The sequence below is a fragment of the Rhizobium leguminosarum genome, from assembly GCF_010668065.1.
Classification (GTDB): Bacteria; Pseudomonadota; Alphaproteobacteria; order Rhizobiales; family Rhizobiaceae; genus Rhizobium; species Rhizobium leguminosarum_S.
Genome location: NZ_WUEN01000012.1, coordinates 219775 through 235222, shown reverse-complemented (window position 1 = coordinate 235222; position 15448 = coordinate 219775). Strand labels below are relative to the sequence as shown.

Sequence of the window (15448 nt, the reverse complement as noted above, 5' to 3'; positions counted from 1 at the left end):
CAATCACCGCCCACTGCTGATCATCAAGCCAGAACTCTCCTGCCATCATCAAAACTCCCATTGTCATCATAATGAATCACAGCGATCCATTTTGATCAATGGCTTGATTGGGTTTGGAGCCTAGAGCATGATGCCGAAAAGTGTGCGCGGTTTTCGGACGACATCATGCTCTATTTCTTTGATTTAGATCAGGATTCAGATTTTAGGCCGATCGGGCCTAAAATCATCCTGATCTAGAAGCGTCACACGTGCGCGAGTGCGGCATCGATGCCTGCCATGACATCGGCCGGCAGTGGTCCCTTCTCCAGCGCGCCGGCATTTTCCTCCACCTGGGCAACGGTACGGAACCCCGGAATGGGAAGGGTGCGCGGCGAGCGTGCCCAGAGCCAGGCAAGCGCGCCCTGCGTCAGCGTGCGGCCGCCCGATGTCAGGAGATCGCGGACGGCATCAAGCCTTGCGGCGAATTCCGGGGCCATGCGCCCGTCCTTGAAATAGACCATCCAGTCAAGGGCCGCCCCACGGACATCCTTGGCGCCCACGGCCTTGTCGGCCGTGAACTTGCCGGTCAGCAGCCCCATCGCCAGCGGACCGCGATTGATTGACATCAGGCCCTTCCCCTCGATCACCGCGATCATCTCCGGCACCGGTTCGAAAACGTTCATCGTATGCTGGATCGAGACGTAGCCCTGGCGGCTGGTATGACGGGCGGCGCGATCGGGAAAATCGGTGCTCCAGCCGAACGCATCGATCTTGCCTTCGGCGCGCAGCGCCTCCAGCGTATCGAAGACGGCATCCGACTGTTCCAGCGGAAAATCATTGAGGTGGAACTGCAGGAGATCGAGGCGATCGCGCTTGAGACGGCGCAGCGAGGTCTCGACCGAACGGCGGATGAAGGCCTCGTCGGCGAAGGCGCCGGTTGCCTGCTTGGTTTCCGCATCGGTGGCGAAGCCGAACTTGGTGGCGATGACGATATCGTCGCGATTGCCGATCGCCCGGCCGAGCACCTCCTCCGAGTGGCCGGCGCCGTAGTTCGAGGCCGTGTCGAAGAAGCGGATGCCGAGTTCGATGGCGCGGTTGATCGCTTCCACGGATTCATCGTCGTCGACATCACCCCAGCCGAGCGGCGTGTCGCCGGCAAAGAAGGGACCGCCGATCGCCCAGCATCCCATGCCGAGGCGCGGAATTTCGCGGCCGTTCCAGAGCGTGATCGTTGTCGATGATGCGGGCTTGGTCAGCATAAGATCCTCCTTGAGTGGCAGTCCTGTGAAGACATAGGAGGCGCTCACGAGTGGGTAAACCGCCAAATCTGGAGGATGTTTTGCACCCGTAAAAAACCGAGGTCAGGCGGAAACACCATTCGGACCGGAAAGCATCCGCAAGGCTGGATTAAGCGCCTTGAGTGCCGCCTGAACGAAACCGTCGCGGGCAGTTGCCGCCTCGATGCCGCGCGGCTCGTAAACATGGCGATGCAGAAAGAACCCTGTCAGACGGAATGCGGCGGAGAGACTATCGAAGTCGGCCGCATGATTGCCTTCGATGCTGAGGAACGGCGGCAGGAGCAGCATCTTGTCCGCCCAGGGGGCACCAGCGGCGCGGCTGACGGCGCGGCCGGATTTCGGCGAGACATAGGCGAGATCGGAACGGGCGCCGGTCGCGGCGCATTCGGCAAGATCGAGGCCGAAGCCGAGGTCATTCAGCACAGCAAGCTCGAAACGCACGAAGAGTTCGCCGGCATCGGCCGGGTTGTGCAGGTGATCGAGAATAACCTCCAGCGCATCGAAGAGGTGCGGATGCGGGTCACGCTCCGGCAGCAGCCGCAGCAGCGCGCCCATCGCCTGGACACCGTAGACGGCGGTTGCCGTTTCCATCAGCCGGGCAGCCCGCAGCGTCACCGGCTCGACGCGGAATTCGCCCAGATGCTCGTCAAGCCGGGCACGCCAGATGACCTCCACGGCATTGCCCGCCTGCAGCACCGGCTGCATGGCGCGCGAGCGGCCGGAGCGCACCAGGCCGAGATGGCGGCCGCGATCACGCGTCATTACCTCGGCGATGACGCTCGTCTCGCCGTGGCGCTTGACGCCCAGGATGATCGCATGGTCCTGCCACTGCATCGAAAGAAGTCCTTACGGCTGACGAATCCATCCTACTGCATAATTCAACGCGTTACAGCGTCCTTTGCGCGTCTGAAAGACGCGCCTGCAATGCAAGGCCTGGCTTCCGTCATGGACCGCGTCAGGCGACAGCTGGGAAAAGCCTCTGCAGGAATTCCCGCATCGCCATTTCGTCGAAAGGCTTCACCAGAAGCGGTATGTGCTGCAGGTCGGGCGGGAAATCGCCGGTATCGGAATAGCCGCTGACGAAGCCGAAGGGGATGCCGATATCGAGAAGATGGCGGGCAAATCCGAAGCTCATGCCCTCGCCGAGATTGACGTCGAGAAGGGCGAAATCATATTGCTCCGCAGCAATGGCAGCCCTTGCCTGTTCGACGCTGCCGACGATATCGATGCTCTCGACGCCGGCCAGGCGTAGAATATCCTCCGCCTCCATCGCGATGATCAGACTGTCTTCAAGAACCAGAACACGGATTGCGCTCATGATTCGATGCCCCTCGTCGGGCGCCTGTCGCAGCGCCCCGGCCGTTTCGCCAACATCATTGCCCTCCGGTGCCCCGCATGGCACGCTATCGGTGAATTCCGCCACCTTTTCTGAATAAACCATTTTTCTGCCCGGTCGATAAGAATCAAAATCGGAGGAAAGATGACGATCGACCTTATTTTCCTTGCCGCTAATCTGCATTTAAAAAAGACATAACCAAGCTGCTTGGCCAAAGCATGTCGCGCAAAGCTGTGCAGCGGTGTTGCGACAACGACATGCGCAAAACAAAGACCTAAAGCGCGAGGAGCGAATCTGAAAGATCGCGACGCGCTTTAGATGAACGGGCGTTTGCCCTCTCCAAGCCCTTCCCAACCGGCGATCGCCATCAATTCCTCGCCGTTCAGCACCTCGCAGCCGCGCTCCTGCCAGCGGATCAACCCACGTTCGCTGAGCTTTTTCAAGGTCTTGTTGGTGTGAACGATGGAAAGTCCGAGCGTGTCGGCAATGTGCTGCTGGGTAATGGGGATGAATTTGCGGCCGTTGAAGATATTGAGCTTCCGGCCGCGCTCGAACAGGAAAGCGATCAGATAGGCTGCTCGTTCCAGCGCCGTGCGGCGGCCGACGCTCAAGAGATGCTCATCCAGGATGCGCTCCTCGCGCGCGGCGATCCAGGTGATGTCGAAGGCGAGCGAGGCGTGCTTGTTGTAGAGCGTCATCAGCCTGTCACGCTCGAAGACACAAAGGGACACGGGCGAAAGCGCTTCGACGGAATGCTGCATCTCACCGGCAATCGTTCCCTGCAGGCCGACCAAGTCGCCCGGCATGATATAGTTCAGAATCTGGCGGCGTCCGTCCTCCAGCATCTTGTAGCGGAAGCCCCAGCCGGCGAGCACGGTGAAGAGATGAGCGCTATGTGCGCCCTCGACGAGGATGGTGGAGCCGGCATCGACGGCAAGCTCCCCCCTCTTGAAGCTCGAGACGAATTCCAGCTCGTCACGGCTGAACTCCCTGAAATGCGGCAGGGGCCGCAAGGGACATTGCTCGCAAGGGGTCTTGAAAGAATTGATGGGTCTCGACGTCGCCATACTTGCCCTTGCCGTCGCAAAATCGGCGCGCCAACAGTGGCGCGCCGTTCATGAAGGAATGCGCAAAGCACGGATTTGTTCCATGAGCGAGGCGAATTTTTTATGCGGAAACAAAGGGCTGGCGCCAGCCCGACGAAATCCTTGCCATGCTTATTTCGGGAAATCGAGACCCATTTCGCGGAACCGCTCAGGATCATCACCCCAATTCTCGCGAACCTTGACGAACAGGAAGAGATGGACCGGCTGTTCGAGGATCTGCGACAATTCCTTGCGGGAAGCAGTCGAGATCGCCTTGATGGTTTCACCACCCTTGCCGAGCGCGATCTTCTTCTGGCTGTCGCGCTCAAGATAGATCACCTGCTCGATCCGCACCGAGCCGTCCTTGCGCTCTTCCCACGTCTCCGTTTCGACATGCGAGGCATAAGGAAGCTCCTGATGCAGGCGCAGAAACAGCTTCTCGCGGGTGATCTCGGCAGCGAGCTGGCGCATCGGCAGATCGGAGATCTGGTCTTCCGGATAGTACCACGGCCCCTCCGGGAGCGTTTTCGCCAGATAGTCCATGAGGTCGTCGCAGCCGGAGCCGTTTTCGGCGGAGATCATGAAGGTGCGCTCGAAAGCGATCTTCTCGTTGGCGGCAGCGGCCAGCGCCAGCAGATCCTCGCGGTTGACGCGGTCGATCTTGTTGAGCAGCAGGATTTTCGGCTGCCGGACTTCCTTGAGGCCTTCGAGGATGGCTTCGGCATCGCCGCGCAGGCCGCGTTCGCTATCGATCAGCAGCACGATCAGATCGGCATCCCTCGCACCGCCCCAGGCCGAGGTCACCATCGCGCGGTCAAGCCGGCGGCGCGGCTTGAAGATACCAGGCGTATCCATGAAGACGATCTGGGCATTGTCGTGGATCGCGATGCCGCGGACGATGGCGCGTGTCGTCTGCACCTTATGGCTGACGATCGAGACCTTGGCGCCGACGAGGCGGTTCACCAGCGTCGACTTGCCGGCATTGGTCGGCCCGATCAGCGCGACAAAGCCCGAATGCGTCGGACGATTGGTTTCTGCGGCAGCTTCGGCCGCGATCTCTTCTTCTTGTGTCATTGTCCCGTCAGTTTCCGGCAGATGATTGCTGCCAAATGCCTTCGCGCTCAAGCATCTTCGTTGCCGCGACCTGTTCGGCGGCACGCTTCGACCGCTCTACGCCGGTTTCGGGCTTAATGCCAGCAACTTCCACCGTCACCTTGAAACGCGGATCATGATCCGGTCCGCTGCGTTCATCAACCCGGTAGATCGGCGTGACGCCGAATTTCGCGTGCGACCATTCCTGCAGCTCGGTCTTGGCGTCGCGCTTGGCGCCATCGGCCCGCACCGCCCTGCCCTGCCAGTAACGCAGAATGAAGCGGCGGGCCACTTCGAGGCCGCCGTCGAGATAGATCGCGGCGATCAGGCTTTCGACGACATCGGCGCGCACATTCATCATGCGCTTACCGGTCAGTTTCTTCACATCGGCGCCGGTGCGGATATAGAGGTGAAGATTGAGTTCGTCGGCGACCGCAGCACAGGTTTCGGCGCTCACGAGCAGGTTGAGGCGAACCGAGAGCTCGCCTTCTCCTGCCGTGCCGAAGGTGCGGAACAGAAGCTCGGCGATGCAGAGCCCGAGGACCCTGTCGCCGAGGAATTCCAGCCGTTCGTAATTGCCGCCTTTTTCGGTGCGGGCGCTGGCATGGGTCAGCGCGCGATCCAGGCGTTCCTTTTCAGCGAAGTCATGACCGATCAGGGCTTCAAGCTTTGCGCGGTCCGCCGCAGAAAGCGTCTGCGCCTTACTCATTCAACAACCTTGAAGAGGCGGTCCCAACGCATGTTCGTCGGCCACTTCCAGATTTCGCGGAAGGAGGTGTCGTTGCCGAGCGAGAAGAAGATGACGCTGGCACGGCCGACAAGATTTTCGGCAGGCACGAAGCCGACGTCGAAGCGGCTGTCGAGCGAGTTGTCGCGGTTGTCGCCCATCATGAAATAATGGCCTTCCGGCACGATGAATTCGCGGGTGTTGTCGCCACGCGACACCGGAGACTGATCGAGCGTGTCGTAGGACTTGCCGTCGTCGAGCGTTTCGCGGAACACCGGCACGTCCTCGCCCGGGTCGAGCTTGTAATCCGAAGTGAACGCACCGTCCGCCACCTTCGGAACCGGCTTGCCGTTGACGTAGAGCACGCCGTCGGTAACCTGGATATGGTCGCCCGGCAGGCCGATGCAGCGCTTGATATAGTCGATCTCGGGGTTCGGCGGGAAACGGAAGACGACGATGTCGCCACGCTTCGGATCAGCGCCGAACAGGCGGCCGCTGAAAACATCAGGCGAGAAGGGCAGCGAATATTTCGAATAGCCGTAAGCGAACTTGTTGACGAAGATGTAGTCGCCGACAAGCAGGGTCGGCATCATCGAACCGGACGGAATGGTAAAGGGCTGGAACAGCACCGTTCGGATCACCATCGCCAAAATCAGCGCCTGGATGATAACTTTGATATTTTCCCAGAGGGCGTTCGGCTTGGCTTCGACTTTTTCGGACACGCAGTCTTATTCCTTCAAGACGCCGCGGCGGCGCAATTCTTTCTGTCGTTCTCTCTAGCGGCTTCGGTCGGTTGCGGCAATGGCGACAACATCAAAAGCGACGAGAGGTCGCGATCAACAGCGCCCGAGGTCGCGATCAACAGCGCCCGAGGTCGCGATCAAAGGCTCTCGGGCAACGCCTCGATAATGACGAAGGCCTGCGCCAAGGGATAATCATCCGTTATTGTCAAATGAATGGCGGGCCTGTGGCCCGCGGGCAGCAGCGATTCGAGGATCAGGGCGGCGCCGCCCGATAAAAGCATGGTCGGCTTGCCGCTCGGCAGGTTGACGACGCCCATGTCCTTCCAGAAGACGCCTTGCGCTATGCCGGTGCCGAGCGCCTTGGAACAGGCCTCCTTGGCGGCGAAACGCTTGGCATAGGATGCGGCACGGTTTGCCCGCTTATCGGAACGCGCGCGCTCGATCTCGGTGAAGCAGCGATGGGTGAAGCGCTCGCCGAAGCGCTCGATGGATTTCTCGACACGGCGAATGTCGATCAGATCGCTGCCAATGCCGATGATCATGCCGGACCCTTCCGTCGCTTAAGAATTCTTGATCGGGTTCATACGCTCGGCATGTCGCCGGCTGGAACAGCAAGACGCAGGCGCGCCCGCTCCATCAGCCGTATATGGCGGCGCGTCTGAAAACCCCTGACGGTGTAGAACGTCAGCGCATAGAGCGCAACGGAGGTGACGATCGCCGGCGGGATAGCGCCGACCAGCATCGGCTCCAGCACCGGCTTCCATAATTCGGTGAAGTTCAGCTTGTGGAAAAGGGCGGCGAGATCCACCGTCTGACCTACCAGTTGATCCTCGCGGCTCAACAGCAGATGCCCGATTTCCCAGGTGATGCCCCAGATGAAGGGATAGGTCAGCGGATTGCCGAAGGCGGCGCAGCCGAGGGCGGCGGCCACCATGCTGCCGGAGAGGAAGTAGGTGATGACGAAAGCCATGACGAAATGCACGCCGATGAACGGCGTCCACGAGACGAAGACACCCGCGGCGACGCCAGCGGCAACCGCATGCGGCGAAGCGCTCAGGCGCAGGACGCGCATTGTCAGGTAACGGATCGGGCGAAGGAAACCTTTGCGAGGCCATAAAAGCTCCCGCATCTTTTCCTTGAATCCCGCAGGCTTACGACGGCGAAACAACATGGCCGGTATTTAGTGCAGCGCACACCACCATGACAAGAGCGGCGAATGATACCGCCCGAAAAACAGCTCCTCAGTTTTCGCTGCGAAGAGGAGATTCTTCATGCCGAGGGGCGTCCGTTATGCATAACGTCCCTCACTTACCTCAAGTATAAAGTCCAGTATCAGCGATTGCGGAACAGACCGCGGTCGACCTGGCGCTGACGAAACTCGAGATCGATACGATCGAGCGAGCCGTTCAAATATGCCATTTCACGTTCCTGCGTGGTCGGAGCACGAAAGGCGCGAGCGAATTTCTTGATAGGGTCAAACATTATCTTGTCTCATCTTCCGTTTATGTTTCGATGACCAGAAGATAGGCCCGACAAAGGTTAATTACCACCGCCGCAACATGGACACAGCCATGCGTTCAACGCATCGCTTGCCCCTTTGATGCGCCACTCCGATTATAAAATGTGCAATTTTTCGGCCAACCCTCTGGGGCGGCTTAATAAAAGCTTACTCGTAGAGGCGCCGGACAGTGGCGATGCAATCCAGTTCCTTCATCTGGGCGAGCAGCTGGTTGAGCTGACGCAGGTCCCAGACCTCGACCTCGAGCATCATTTCGGTGAAATCGGCCGCGACCCGCACCGTATTCAACAAGCGGATATTGACGTCGAGGCCTGCGACCGTCTGGGCGACCTTGGCAAGCGTGCCCGGTTCATTCAACCCATTCACCATGATGCGCGCCATGAAACGCGACTTGTTGGCTTCGTCGAGGTCCCAGCGCACGTCGATCCAACGGTCGGGCTGATCGTCGAAACGCTGCAGGCTCGGCGACTGGATCGGATAGATGGTGATGCCGTTGCCCTGGTCCATGATGCCGACGATACGATCGCCGGGCACGGCGCCGGTCGGCGCGAACTTGACATCGACATTGCCCGACAGGCCGCGGATCGGCCCGATATCGGAATCGGCGTCGATTTCCGAGTGGCCGCCATCGTGCCCTGTCTTGGTCTTGCCAGGGATCTTGAAGATCATGCCGGCGGCGCTGCGGACGTTGAACCAGCCGTCATCGCCGGAGGGCTTCACGGTGACACGCTCGTCCTGGTGATCGGGATAGACGGCGCGCAGCACGTCGAGCGAGGACATCTCGCCGCGGCCGACGGCGGCGATCGCATCCTCGACATCCTTCTGGCCGAGACGGTGCAGCGCCGGCTTCATCGCCTCGCGCGAGAAGATCTTGCCGGCCCTGTTGAAGGTGCGCTCGAGAATGCGGTGGCCGAGGCCGGCATATTGCTTGCGGATCGCCATGCGGGTGGCGCGGCGGATGGCGGCGCGCGCCTTGCCGGTCACGACGATCTCCTCCCAGGCGGCGGGCGGAACCTGCACGCCGGAGCGGATGATCTCGACCTCGTCGCCATTTGCAAGCCGCGTCACCAGCGGCATGATGCGGCCGTTGATCTTGGCGCCCACCGTGGTGTCGCCGATATTGGTATGCACCGCATAGGCGAAATCGATCGGGGTGGCGCCGCGCGGCAGGGCGATCAGCTTGCCCTTCGGCGTGAAGCAGAAGACCTGGTCCTGGAAGAGCTCGAGCTTGGTGTGTTCGAGAAATTCTTCCGGGCTGTCGCCCTCGGCCAGGGCCTCGATCGTATGACGCAGCCAGGAGTAGGCATTGGATTCACGGGAAAGGATGTCGCCATCGGCATTGGTGGCACCGTCCTTATAGAGCGTGTGGGCGGCAATGCCGAATTCGGCGATTTCGTGCATGCGCTTGGTGCGGATCTGTAGTTCGATGCGCTGGCTGGAGGGGCCGACAATGGTGGTGTGCAGCGAACGGTAATCGTTCTGCTTCGGCGTCGAGATATAGTCCTTGAAGCGGCCGGGCACGACGCGCCAGCGCGTGTGGACGATGCCGAGTGCCCGGTAACAGGACGGGATGTCCTCGACGATCAGGCGGAAGCCGTAGACATCGGAAAGCTGTTCGAAGGAAAGCGACTTCGATTGCATCTTGCGGAAGACCGAATAGGGCTTCTTCTGCCGGCCCTTGACATAGGCGCTCGTCAGGCCGCTTGCGACCAAAAGGTCGCGCAGTTCGGCCTCGATCTTCTTGACGATGCCTTCGTTGCGCTTCGAAAGCTCTTCCAGCCTTTTGGTGACGGTCTCGTAAGCTTCCGGGTTCATATGCCGGAAGGAGAGTTCCTCGAGTTCCTCGCGCATGTCCTGCATGCCCATGCGGCCGGCGAGCGGCGCATAGATTTCCATCGTCTCCTCGGAAATGCGGGCACGCTTGTCGGCCGACATGTGATCGAGGGTACGCATATTGTGCAGGCGATCGGCAAGCTTGACGAGCAGCACGCGCACATCGTCGGAAATGGCGAGCAGCAGCTTGCGCAGGTTTTCCGCCTGCTTGGCCTTCTTGGTGACGAGATCGAGCTTCTTGATCTTGGTCAGACCCTCGACCAGGCGGCCGATATCCTCGCCGAAGAGTTCGTCGATCTCGGCGCGCGTCGCCGTCGTATCCTCGATCGTATCATGCAGAAGGGCGACCGCGATCGTCGATTCATCGAGGTGCATGTCGGTGAGAATGGCGGCGACCTCGAGCGGATGGGAAATATAGGGATCGCCGCTCGCGCGCTTTTGCTGGCCATGCTTCTGCATGGCATAAACATAGGCTTTGTTCAGCAGTGCTTCATTGGCATCGGGCTTGTATTGCTGAACCCGCTCCACGAGCTCGTACTGCCGCATCATTCCAAAGCCACTCCGATAAAAATAAAAGCGCGCCAATCAACGATTGGCGCACACATGGGCAATAATATGCCTAAGCAATAAAGGTGCAAGATTGACGATTGGTAATCGTCGCTCTTTTGCGTCGCATGCAGCTTTTTCCGGGCTGCATCTAACCGATGCGACCGGAGATCCCGCCTGCGCGCTTAGTAGTCGTCGCTCTTTTCCGGCGGCACAAGGCCTTCGATGCCGGCAAGCAGCTCTTCTTCCGACATCTGGTCGAAAGTGATCGTCTCCGGCACATCGTCCTGCTCTTCGCTGTCGGCTGCGGCGACACCGCCGGCGGCGATCATGCTTGCCGGATCGGGCTCGGGCTCGTCAACTTCGACATGCTTCTGCAGCGAATGGATCAGATCTTCCTTGAGGTCATCGGGCGAAAGCGTCTCGTCGGCAATTTCGCGCAGGGCCACCACAGGATTCTTGTCGTTGTCGCGATCGATGGTGATCGAGGCACCCTGGGAAATCAGCCGGGCGCGGTGGCTGGCGAGCAGAACCAGCTCGAAGCGGTTCTCCACCTTGTCGATGCAATCTTCAACTGTGACACGGGCCATTGCCTGTCCTTTACGGTCGTCATTTCGGGATTAACACGCCCGATACAATTAAAACCGGGCAAATACAAGTTTTTCATTCCGGCTCCCTCGTCTTTATCCGCGGCTGAGCTAGATTCCCATGGAGAATGTCATAATTCCACCGAAGGTTGCTTGGAATATGTCGAATCGTGCCCTAAATCTTTCATATATGAATAATTCATAAAGTAAGGACCGGATCGAAATCGAAACACAAGCTATTGTTTTTATTTAAGTTTGTCCCATGCGGATTTCGATTGCTCTCATTGGATTGGTAAGCGATGTTTGACCCACGCGAAAAAATTGCACTCTTCATTGACGGCGCCAATCTCTACGCTGCATCCAAGAGCCTCGGCTTTGATATAGATTACCGCAAGCTCTTGAAAGCATTCCAGAAACGCGGATATCTGCTGCGCGCTTATTATTATACCGCTCTGATCGAAGATCAGGAATATTCATCGATCCGGCCGCTGATCGACTGGCTCGACTACAACGGCTACAAAGTCGTCACCAAGCCCGCCAAGGAATTCACGGATTCCATGGGCCGCCGAAAGATCAAGGGCAACATGGACATCGAGCTTGCGATCGACGCCATGGAACAGTCCGAAACGGTCGATCATCTCGTCATCTTCTCGGGCGACGGCGACTTCACGAACCTGGTCGAGGCGCTGCAGCGCAGGGGCCGCAAGGTCTCCGTGATCTCGACCATGGCGACCCAGCCGCCGATGATTGCCGACGACCTGCGCCGGCAGGCCGATCATTTCATCGATCTCTTATCTCTGAAGGCTGAAATCGGTCGTGATCCCTCCGAGCGGGCGCCACGCCCGGCCGAAGTTGCCCCGGTCAGCGATCTCGAGGATTGATCTCTCCATCATCCCGAACCGGAGTGGCCGCGACAATCAGGACGTGATCATAAACCACGGCAGCGCGGTCAGCCATGAGCCTTCAGCAGGCGGCTCTTCTGCCGGTTCCAATCGCGCTCCTTCTCGGATTCGCGCTTGTCGTGCAATTTCTTACCTTTGGCGAGCGCCAGTTCCATCTTCGCCCGACCGCGATCGTTGAAATAGATCTTCAGCGGGATCAGCGTCATGCCTTCGCGGTTGATGGCAGAGCGCAGGCGATGGATTTCACGGCCCGACAGCAGCAGCTTGCGGCGGCGGCGCGGCTCGTGATTGAAGCGGTTGGCCTGCAGATATTCCGGCAGGTAGGAATTGATCAGCCAGATCTCGCCGCCCTCATCCGAGGCGTAGGATTCGGCGATATTGGCCTTGCCTTCGCGCAGCGACTTGACCTCCGTGCCCATCAGCACGATGCCGGCCTCGTAAGTATCGATGATCTCGTAGTTGAAGCGGGCCTTGCGGTTTTCGGCCACGACCTTGTTCACCACGCGCTGGCTGCCTTTGGGGGCCATGACAATATTCCAATTATTTTAGGGCGCGAAAAGCCGCGCCCTCATTCCTTGCCCTTTATGTAAGGGAGAGACCCCGTCTTGTGAAGACGGCCGGTCTCGTCAGTTCAACAGGCCTGCATGGCGCATCGCGGCGTCAATCGCCGATTCCGTTGCCGGCTCCAGCGTCGAAAGCAGCGGCGAACGAACGTTGCGGCTCATCCGGCCAAGCTTGGAGAGCCCGTATTTGGCGCCGCAAAGGCCCGGCTCAAGGAAGATCGCCTTGTGCAGCGGCATCAGCCGATCCTGATATTCCAGGGCGCGGGCATAGTCGCCTGCCAGCGTTGCCGCCTGGAAGTCGGCGCAAAGGCGCGGGGCAACATTGGCCGTTACCGAAATACAGCCGACACCGCCATGGGCGTTGAAGCCGAGCGCCGTCGCATCCTCGCCGGACAGCTGCCTGAAATCTGCGCCGCAGGTGATGCGCTGTTCGGAGACGCGCTCGATCTTGCCCGTCGCATCCTTGACGCCGACGATATTCCGATGCGCCTTGGCGAGCGCGCCCATCGTTTCCGGTGTCATGTCGACCACCGAGCGGCCGGGGATGTTATAGATATAGATCGGCAGATCGACGGCCTCGGCGATCGCCGAAAAATGCGCGATCAAACCCTTCTGCGTCGGCTTGTTGTAATAGGGCGTGACGACCAGAACGGCGTTTGCACCGACCTTTTCGGCATGCTGGGCAAGCTCGATCGCCTCACGCGTATTGTTCGAGCCGGCGCCGGCCATGACGGGAACGCGTTTTGCGGCAACTTCGATGCACAGTTCCGCCACCCGTTTGTGCTCGGCATGCGACAGCGTCGGGGATTCGCCGGTCGTGCCGACCGGAACGAGACCACCGCTGCCTTCCTTGATCTGCCAGTCGACATGAGCGGCGAAGCTGTCTTCGTCGATCAGTCCGGCATCCGTGAAAGGGGTGACGAGGGCGGGAATGGACCCATTGAACATGCAAAGCTCCTCACGACCAAATCCTTGCTTCGGCCGCATTCCATGAATATGAGTTGCGCACCATAGAGCGCCGAAATCATCGCGACAAGCGCGCAGAGTTCGGTTTAGGGCAAATTCCGATAGCAGATGTGAATGAATTTTACCTGGTACGGTAAGGTTTCGTTAAGATGCCTCTAGCCAAATGGCAGGGCGTGTTTTCGTTGCGAGATCCCGGATGAAGAAAGCTGTCCTGATTCTGTCCGCCTTCGGCTTGATTGCCGCCGCGTGGAGCAGTGTTGCGTCGCCGCTTCCCGGCGAGAGCACTGCCACGCCTGCCGTCAAGCCGCTCGGCTTCATTCCCGAAACAGCCATACCGGAATCGATCACGACAGGCGCCATTCCGCGCAATCCGGCCATCGCGCCCGTCAACGGCGATCTGAAAGCCGGCCTCGACGCGCTTTCCGACAAGGACCCGCAGCTGGCACTTTCGATCCGTGACAGCATGCGCGACGGGACGCTCGACCGCCATATCCTCACCTGGGCGATCGCCGTTTCCGGATTGAAGGGTGTTCCTTCTTATGAAATCGCCAGCGCCGCGCAAGAACTCAAGAGCTGGCCGGGTCTTTCGCGGCTGCGCGCCTATTCCGAACGCGCGATCTATGACGAAAATCCCGCCCCTTCCGCCGTACTCGCCGCCTTCGGCGATACCGCGCCCGAGACGATGCAGGGCGCCGTCATCCTCGGCCGGGCGCTGGTTGCGTCAGGCAAGCAGGCGCAGGCGGCAAAATATATCCGCAAGGTCTGGCGCGGAGAGGCGCTCGACAAGGCGACTGAGGACAAGATCCTCATCGAGTTTTCCGCGCTGTTGACGCCTGCCGACCATAAGGCGCGGATGGACTATCTGATGTATCGCGGCCGGGTGGCGCAGGCCAAGCGCTTCGGAGATATGGGCCAGGCGCAGTCGCTCTACACGGCCTGGGCTGCAGTCGACGCCAAAGCCGGCAATGCCGGCGCGCTGCTCAACGCCGTCGATGCGAAATGGCGCGGCGATGCCGGCCTGCTGTTTGCGCGGATCGAATATCTGCGCAAACAAGACAAATATGCCGAAGCGGCTGTGCTTCTGGAGCAGATGCCGCCAGAGCGTAGCGAACTCGTCAATTCTGGCGAATGGTGGAACGAGCAGCGCATCATCAGCCGTGGTCTCGTCGACCAGGGACAGTTCAAGCCTGCCTATCGCATCGTCGCAAACTACGCCGCAACGAGCCCGACGGATATCGTCGAGGCTGAATTCCATGCCGGATGGTACGCGCTTCGCGGCCTCCAGGACCCGGCAACGGCGGAAAGACATTTCCGCAAGATCCTCCAGACATCAAACGGACCGATCTCGGTTTCACGCGCCTGGTATTGGCTGGGACGAGCAGCGGAGGCCGGAGGCCCCGGCAAATCCAACGAATTCTATGCGAAGGCCGCGAATTTTCCCGGCACCTTCTATGGACAGCTCGCGGCCGAAAGGCTGGGGCGAAAGACGCTTAATGTCACCTATCCCGCACCGAGCACGGCCGACCGGCAGCGCTTCCAGGCACGCGAAGCCGTGCAGGCGATCGCCCGGCTGGAGGCCGCCGGCCATGGATGGCGGGCCGCCATTCTCTATCTCGCGCTCGCCGATCAACTGCAAAGCCCCGGTGAATTGGCTGTCCTTGCGGCACGGGCCGAGCAATCCGGCGATCATCATCTCTCGCTGCAGATCGGCAAGATCGCCTATGGACGCGGCATCGATGTCGCAGCGCTTGCCTTTCCGGTCGGCGTGATCCCGGCGAACGCCAACATAACAGGCTCCGGCAAGGCGCTCGCCTATGCCATCGCCCGGCAGGAAAGCGCCTTCAACCCGGCCGCCGTTTCGGCGGCAAACGCGCGCGGCCTGCTGCAGCTTCTGCCGGGAACAGCCCAGGCGGTGGCCAAGCGCCACAACATCGCCTTTTCCAAGGACAAGCTGACGGCCGATGCCGGCTATAACGCGACACTCGGTGCTCATTATCTCGGCGAGCAGATCGACGCCTTCGGCGGCTCCTATATCCTCACCTTCATTGCCTATAATGCCGGGCCGAAGCGGGTGCCGGAATGGATCGGCCGCTACGGCGATCCGCGCGGCAGGCCGATCGACGAGATCGTCGACTGGATCGAGCGCATCCCCTTCCCCGAAACGCGCAACTATGTGCAGCGGGTGATGGAGAATTACGAAGTTTATAAAGCCCGTCTCGGCCAGCCCACCGATATCGAGCGCGACCTGATCGGCGGACGCAGCGCCTCCTGA

16 protein-coding genes are annotated in these 15448 nt (G+C 60.0%); 2 read left to right on the top strand and 14 right to left on the bottom strand.

All coding sequences use genetic code 11. The features are described 5' to 3' along the window. Nucleotides 1-242 precede the first annotated feature (242 nt). The 12 genes from GR198_RS27655 to rpoZ all read right to left on the bottom strand — a co-directional run bounded on the left by GR198_RS27655 (nt 243) and on the right by rpoZ (nt 10748). On the bottom strand, nt 243-1238 hold the full coding sequence (locus tag GR198_RS27655) for an aldo/keto reductase (RefSeq protein WP_029871467.1): 996 nt from the start codon (nt 1236-1238) through the stop codon (nt 243-245). A gap of 102 nt (nt 1239-1340) precedes the next feature. Then, nucleotides 1341-2111 (bottom strand): DNA repair protein RecO, encoded by a 771-nt coding sequence (gene recO / locus GR198_RS27650; protein ID WP_164069835.1) that lies wholly within the window; start codon nt 2109-2111, stop codon nt 1341-1343. Between the two features lie 121 nt (nt 2112-2232). Beyond that, on the bottom strand, nt 2233-2718 hold the full coding sequence (locus GR198_RS27645) for a hypothetical protein (RefSeq protein ID WP_164054388.1): 486 nt from the start codon (nt 2716-2718) through the stop codon (nt 2233-2235). 209 nt (nt 2719-2927) lie between these two features. After that, nucleotides 2928-3680, bottom strand: a complete 753-nt coding sequence (locus GR198_RS27640; protein ID WP_028741475.1) for a Crp/Fnr family transcriptional regulator — start codon at nt 3678-3680, stop codon at nt 2928-2930. A gap of 150 nt (nt 3681-3830) precedes the next feature. Further along, nucleotides 3831-4772, bottom strand: a complete 942-nt coding sequence (era, locus tag GR198_RS27635; protein ID WP_029871469.1) for a GTPase Era — start codon at nt 4770-4772, stop codon at nt 3831-3833. Between the two features lie 7 nt (nt 4773-4779). Continuing rightward, a complete protein-coding gene (gene rnc, locus GR198_RS27630) occupies nt 4780-5499 on the bottom strand; it encodes a ribonuclease III (protein ID WP_164069834.1) in 720 nt (239 codons plus the stop codon). After that, on the bottom strand, nt 5496-6239 hold the full coding sequence (lepB, locus tag GR198_RS27625; protein WP_011651201.1) for a signal peptidase I: 744 nt from the start codon (nt 6237-6239) through the stop codon (nt 5496-5498). The genes rnc and lepB overlap by 4 nt, the downstream gene beginning before the upstream one ends. Before the next feature lie 158 nt (nt 6240-6397). Continuing rightward, a complete protein-coding gene (gene acpS, locus GR198_RS27620; RefSeq protein ID WP_029871471.1) occupies nt 6398-6802 on the bottom strand; it encodes a holo-ACP synthase in 405 nt (134 codons plus the stop codon). A 38-nt stretch (nt 6803-6840) separates the two neighbouring features. After that, entirely contained in the window at nt 6841-7431 is a 591-nt protein-coding gene (locus tag GR198_RS27615; RefSeq protein WP_029871472.1) for a DUF2062 domain-containing protein, read from the bottom strand. A gap of 161 nt (nt 7432-7592) precedes the next feature. Continuing rightward, nucleotides 7593-7742 (bottom strand): DUF3563 family protein, encoded by a 150-nt coding sequence (locus tag GR198_RS27610; protein ID WP_003558084.1) that lies wholly within the window; start codon nt 7740-7742, stop codon nt 7593-7595. Between the two features lie 184 nt (nt 7743-7926). Continuing rightward, nucleotides 7927-10161, bottom strand: a complete 2235-nt coding sequence (locus GR198_RS27605) for a RelA/SpoT family protein (protein WP_164069833.1) — start codon at nt 10159-10161, stop codon at nt 7927-7929. Nucleotides 10162-10343: 182 nt separating this feature from the next. Further along, nucleotides 10344-10748 (bottom strand): DNA-directed RNA polymerase subunit omega, encoded by a 405-nt coding sequence (gene rpoZ, locus GR198_RS27600; RefSeq protein ID WP_003558080.1) that lies wholly within the window; start codon nt 10746-10748, stop codon nt 10344-10346. A 296-nt stretch (nt 10749-11044) separates the two neighbouring features. Between rpoZ and GR198_RS27595 the strand changes: the two genes are divergently transcribed. Beyond that, nucleotides 11045-11626 carry a LabA-like NYN domain-containing protein gene (locus GR198_RS27595; protein WP_003558079.1) on the top strand — a complete coding sequence of 194 codons (582 nt, stop codon included), beginning with the start codon at nt 11045-11047 and terminating at the stop codon, nt 11624-11626. Nucleotides 11627-11694: 68 nt separating this feature from the next. Here the strand turns inward: GR198_RS27595 and smpB are convergent, their stop codons facing one another. Together smpB and dapA are read right to left on the bottom strand one after the other, a co-directional pair. Further along, nucleotides 11695-12174 carry an SsrA-binding protein SmpB gene (gene smpB, locus GR198_RS27590; RefSeq protein WP_003546925.1) on the bottom strand — a complete coding sequence of 160 codons (480 nt, stop codon included), beginning with the start codon at nt 12172-12174 and terminating at the stop codon, nt 11695-11697. Between the two features lie 99 nt (nt 12175-12273). Further along, nucleotides 12274-13158, bottom strand: coding sequence for a 4-hydroxy-tetrahydrodipicolinate synthase (dapA, locus tag GR198_RS27585; RefSeq protein WP_164069832.1), 885 nt, complete (start codon nt 13156-13158; stop codon nt 12274-12276). 214 nt (nt 13159-13372) lie between these two features. Here dapA and GR198_RS27580 point away from each other — a divergent pair, with 214 nt between their 5' ends. Next, a complete protein-coding gene (locus tag GR198_RS27580; protein WP_029871475.1) occupies nt 13373-15448 on the top strand; it encodes a lytic transglycosylase domain-containing protein in 2076 nt (691 codons plus the stop codon).

Coding starts and splice junctions, on each gene's coding strand:
- GR198_RS27655 (WP_029871467.1), bottom strand. CDS start 1,238: ATGCTGACCAAGCCCGCATCATCGACAACGATCACGCTCTGGAACGGC.
- recO (WP_164069835.1), bottom strand. CDS start 2,111: ATGCAGTGGCAGGACCATGCGATCATCCTGGGCGTCAAGCGCCACGGC.
- GR198_RS27645 (WP_164054388.1), bottom strand. CDS start 2,718: ATGGTTTATTCAGAAAAGGTGGCGGAATTCACCGATAGCGTGCCATGC.
- GR198_RS27640 (WP_028741475.1), bottom strand. CDS start 3,680: ATGGCGACGTCGAGACCCATCAATTCTTTCAAGACCCCTTGCGAGCAA.
- era (WP_029871469.1), bottom strand. CDS start 4,772: ATGACACAAGAAGAAGAGATCGCGGCCGAAGCTGCCGCAGAAACCAAT.
- rnc (WP_164069834.1), bottom strand. CDS start 5,499: ATGAGTAAGGCGCAGACGCTTTCTGCGGCGGACCGCGCAAAGCTTGAA.
- acpS (WP_029871471.1), bottom strand. CDS start 6,802: ATGATCATCGGCATTGGCAGCGATCTGATCGACATTCGCCGTGTCGAG.
- GR198_RS27615 (WP_029871472.1), bottom strand. CDS start 7,431: ATGTTGTTTCGCCGTCGTAAGCCTGCGGGATTCAAGGAAAAGATGCGG.
- GR198_RS27610 (WP_003558084.1), bottom strand. CDS start 7,742: ATGTTTGACCCTATCAAGAAATTCGCTCGCGCCTTTCGTGCTCCGACC.
- GR198_RS27605 (WP_164069833.1), bottom strand. CDS start 10,161: ATGATGCGGCAGTACGAGCTCGTGGAGCGGGTTCAGCAATACAAGCCC.
- rpoZ (WP_003558080.1), bottom strand. CDS start 10,748: ATGGCCCGTGTCACAGTTGAAGATTGCATCGACAAGGTGGAGAACCGC.
- GR198_RS27595 (WP_003558079.1), top strand. CDS start 11,045: ATGTTTGACCCACGCGAAAAAATTGCACTCTTCATTGACGGCGCCAAT.
- smpB (WP_003546925.1), bottom strand. CDS start 12,174: ATGGCCCCCAAAGGCAGCCAGCGCGTGGTGAACAAGGTCGTGGCCGAA.
- dapA (WP_164069832.1), bottom strand. CDS start 13,158: ATGTTCAATGGGTCCATTCCCGCCCTCGTCACCCCTTTCACGGATGCC.
- GR198_RS27580 (WP_029871475.1), top strand. CDS start 13,373: ATGAAGAAAGCTGTCCTGATTCTGTCCGCCTTCGGCTTGATTGCCGCC.